Annotated in this window: 3 protein-coding genes; 1 reads left to right on the plus strand and 2 read right to left on the minus strand. The window is 58.1% G+C overall.

From position 1 onward, the window contains the following. Positions 1-257: 257 nt before the first annotated feature. The gene (locus OKW78_RS02650) at positions 258-1,031 is read right to left on the minus strand and encodes a hypothetical protein (RefSeq protein WP_281193757.1); all 774 of its coding nucleotides are present in this window, start codon (positions 1,029-1,031) and stop codon (positions 258-260) included. Between the two features lie 240 nt (positions 1,032-1,271). Between OKW78_RS02650 and OKW78_RS02655 the strand changes: the two genes are divergently transcribed. Further along, positions 1,272-1,739, plus strand: coding sequence for a type IV pilin N-terminal domain-containing protein (locus OKW78_RS02655; RefSeq protein WP_281193758.1), 468 nt, complete (start codon positions 1,272-1,274; stop codon positions 1,737-1,739). 162 nt (positions 1,740-1,901) lie between these two features. Here the strand turns inward: OKW78_RS02655 and OKW78_RS02660 are convergent, their stop codons facing one another. Beyond that, on the minus strand, positions 1,902-3,851 hold the full coding sequence (locus tag OKW78_RS02660; RefSeq protein WP_281193759.1) for a hypothetical protein: 1,950 nt from the start codon (positions 3,849-3,851) through the stop codon (positions 1,902-1,904). Positions 3,852-3,954: the final 103 nt, after the last annotated feature.

Here is a 3,954-nt window from a genome sequence, read left to right on the forward strand (position 1 = left end):
GATTGAGGACGAGCCCCTCGAGCACTTCCCCGGCCTCGAGTTCCACGGTCGGCACGTCGCTGTCGGGGTCACTACTCTCGAACTGTTCGAAACCGTCGGGCGGCGTCGGTCTTTCAGTCGACATCTCCAACTGTTAGGTCCGGTAGATTACAGATAAAGCAGGATAGATACCCTAGTGAAAGTAATTGTATGAAAAGGGCTGAGGGATCTATTTTGGTGACTCGACGAGAAGCTAGCGAGTTGTGGCTTCAATCGAGTTACGACAAACCGAGTTCGCGGGCGGCGTCCGCCGAGATAGTTAGTCCCCCATCACTGACCGACACGTTGCCGTCAACACACCTGGCAATCAGGTCATGGAGGTCTTTAAGATACGACACCGGGCGTTGCTCCTGGATACGTGTTGTCGCCTTCGTCTGAAAATGTAGGCCACGATGAGCGACGTATATCTCGACGAATCGCTGCTGGATAGGATCGGGGCTCCCCCACACGACCGCCGGGACTGCGTCGAGCGCAGTCTTCACACCTTTCGGAGCACCCATTGCGACGAGACACCGTCCGAGGATCGAGGCGTCCGTCGCCGGGTACAGTTCGGTCGAACGACTCTCGCTGTCTGCGTGTCGGGTTTGTACATCAACGCCGACCGCCGCGAACGTTGCCTCGATCTGCTTGCGATCGATCCGGCGACCGATAGAGATCGCGGGGACGAACCACTCGTCGATACTTCCACCCGCGAGGACGTGTGCGAGCAGCTCAACGAGCGCGCCGGCCATGTCACTGTCAGGCTCGGGATCGAGCCACCCGTTCGCGCTCGCGGTGTTGACTCCGCGGACCGGATCGGGCTTCCCATCGTTTAGCCATCCACGGACGCGGGAGGGCGGTAGCTCGAGTGCGTTCCCGATAGCCACTCGTCCGGCGTTCGGGTGCTCGGCGGCGTACGCCTGGACACGCTGATAGTCCTCGACCTTCTCCCACGGATCGGGATACACTCGGTCGGAGTAAGTGCGCGCGATCGAACGCGCCGTGGGTTCCATACACACCATGTTGACAGGCTGAAAGATACGTCTTCCGGGGCCGTTCTCACAACAGAGATTTAGGACGATGTGTTTATCACTATGCTCTGCTTAACTTCATTCATACCAACGGACGAAACGAAGACAACCGCGGGATGGGTGGTCATCCAACCACCTCGGGTCTGTATGGCACAGGGCTTCGAGATGGCACCCGAGCGTGGTTAACCTTCGTGTCAGTTTCGTTGGCGACACAACGAAATCATGAACATTAAAACAGCATTTCAGGACAGTGAACGGGCCGTCAGCCCCGTTATAGGGGTTATACTTATGGTCGCGATCACCGTGATACTCGCGGCCGTGATCGGGACCTTCGTGCTCGGACTCGGCGACAGTCTCGGTGACAGTCAACCAACCGCACAGTTGGATATTAGTGCAGATGATGCCGGTACGGTCACTATCGAACACACTGGTGGCGATGAACTCCGCCTGTCCGAGTTCGATATTCAGGTCCGTAACGGTAGTGAAACTCTGAACACCAGCACGCTTTCGGAAGTTAATGACGGTAAAAGTACACTCAGCGTTGGTGAGTCTACTACGGTTAGCTACGCCGTTGATGATGTCGCAGATGCCGAGGATACGGATGGCATCCGCCTGATCCACACGCCGTCGGACTCTATCTACGCTGATCGGACGGTCGTGATCGAAAACTTCAACGACATTCAGAGCTAACTAATTCGGCCCGGTACCAATCTTTTCGCGCGCTACAACCTAACCCCCCAGAACCGTCAATTCCTCAGCTCGGAGCAACACCTTCTGAACACCGTACGGAACGGTGTGAACGACGACGGCGGTTCGAGCCGCTCGCACCGACCGTCACCGAATCGCCCTGCGCTACCTCTTCAGATCTAGTTGTCGTTCATCAGGATGAATCATACAGGGGCGTGGTTCGTCTCTCGGCATCTGGGGATTCGAAATATGATAGTCTTCGACGGTCAGCAGTCGATCAGCGACTTCGGGATCCGTGATACCATCCTTGACGAAACCACCAGCGATCATCCTCGGATTATGGCTCGCCACTTCGGAGCGAGCATCTCGAAATATTTCTCCCTGTGCGAGGTCGTTCCCGAGGCGAGTGTTTTCAATGATGTTCTTGATCGGTAGCTCGAGCGATACCATATCGACGCCGCCGCCACCAGGTTGGTGTTCGTTCCCGTCGCGGTCGACGATCGCCTTCAGCTCGTAGCCGAATTCGGGAATGGCCGAACGTCGGTCAACCACTTCGGTATCGGGTTGTTCCTGGCCGTTCAGCAGTTCCCCAACGAACTCCTTGTAGGAGGGGTCGATGTTGAGGTGCGCGAGCATTGTCGGGAGGGAGATGTCTCTCCCGTGTACTTCGAGGTAGTCCTGGACGCGATCGCGGATCAACGCCTTTCGAGGCGATTCACCGTAGGACCACGCACTATCCGCACTCGGCCACCGTTCGGCGAGCGACCGATTCGTGTCCGATTTTGGTGACGACATCGCTACATCAGCCGCCCAGTAGAGATCGTCGTCGAGGACCGACTCCTGTTCGGGCGGACCGTCGAGTCGATCCTGATCGATCGTCCACGGTGAGCCGCAGCACGAGCAGACCACATCGGCACCGTGACCGTCGTCCCACCGAACGCGTTCTCCGTGCGGGTCGACCTGTCCGGACTCCTCGTTCTCAGCACGTTGTTCACACCGATCGGCACGGATGGCCTGGTTCACGGTTTGAGACCGTGAGGTCCGTCGACGAGCTGCCGACCAGTAGACGGCACCCCATGCGATGTACTCGATCGGCTTGTCGAGCAAGTCCTCGGTGTAGCCACCCATGTACGCGGCGAGATATGAACCGAGGTTTCCCACGTCCGCGTTCATCGAGATACAACCGTCGTCCTCGAGGAGGTAATCGTCGATGGTTTCGTAATTGTGAGCGGACCAGCCAGCAGGATCGCAGACTTCGAGATGCTTGTCGATCACTCGTTCGAACTCAGAGGCGATTGGACGGAGATCATCGAAGCGACCGCCATCAAAGTAGACACCGACGTGGATGTGCGTGTAACAAGCGTTGAGACCTGGTTCTTCGTCAGGATCTGAGGAGGCACCCATCCCATGCGGTTCTGCCTGGAGCCAGTAGCCCCACTGATCAGGGTCAAGGTTGAGATGATACTCCATCACGTTCCGGAGCGTGTCGCGGACACCGTCGTAGCTGAACGCGTCATGAATCTCGTCCATTTGATCGACAGGAGAAAGCCGTTCCCCGTCCGGAACGGAGGAAGCTGTCAGGGTGAGCATGACTGTTACTGGATCCACCCACGCGGGGACTGCCTCGCCGCCGGAAGGACGTTTGCCGCCGGACATCTGTCTCTGAAGCGCGCGGGCCCGTGCGTACTGCTTCTTGCTGTATTCTTTTCCCCAGGCGTCAACGAGTGGGACGTCGAACTCGTCGCCAGTTTCTCGATCTTTGAAGCGAGCGAGCATCCCTTTGTACTCATGGTGCGCCCGGAGGAAGGCGTGAACAGCGTCGATCCACGTTCCGGCAGAACGTTTCCGGAGGCTGTCAACAGCGAATGCGTCTTCGAGCGGGCGATCAGGATCGACGAACTCCTTTCTCCAGTCGGCTTCCGTGACAATCCGTCGAAGCTTTCGCCCGTGCGTCTCAGAAAGCGGTTGATCGGCGAGGTGTGGATACTCAGTTGCGAACTCACTCACACGTTCGACGATGGGATCGGCGTCCTCCTCTAATCCGGTGAGAGAAGCCGTTACAGAGTTAGTCTCCTTGGAAGGCCAAGACGCACCACCTTCGTCGGGAGCGCTCATCGCTCACCTCCAGGTGTGCGCGACCGCGCCGCGACCGCACCGCCGCTCGTTTGGCTCCCTTCGGTCGCCTGTGCGCGGTCGGCACCGTTCGGTCCGGGTACGC

The sequence above is a fragment of the Halorubrum sp. F4 genome (genome assembly GCF_027257195.1).
In the GTDB taxonomy this organism is placed as follows: Archaea; Halobacteriota; Halobacteria; order Halobacteriales; family Haloferacaceae; genus Halorubrum.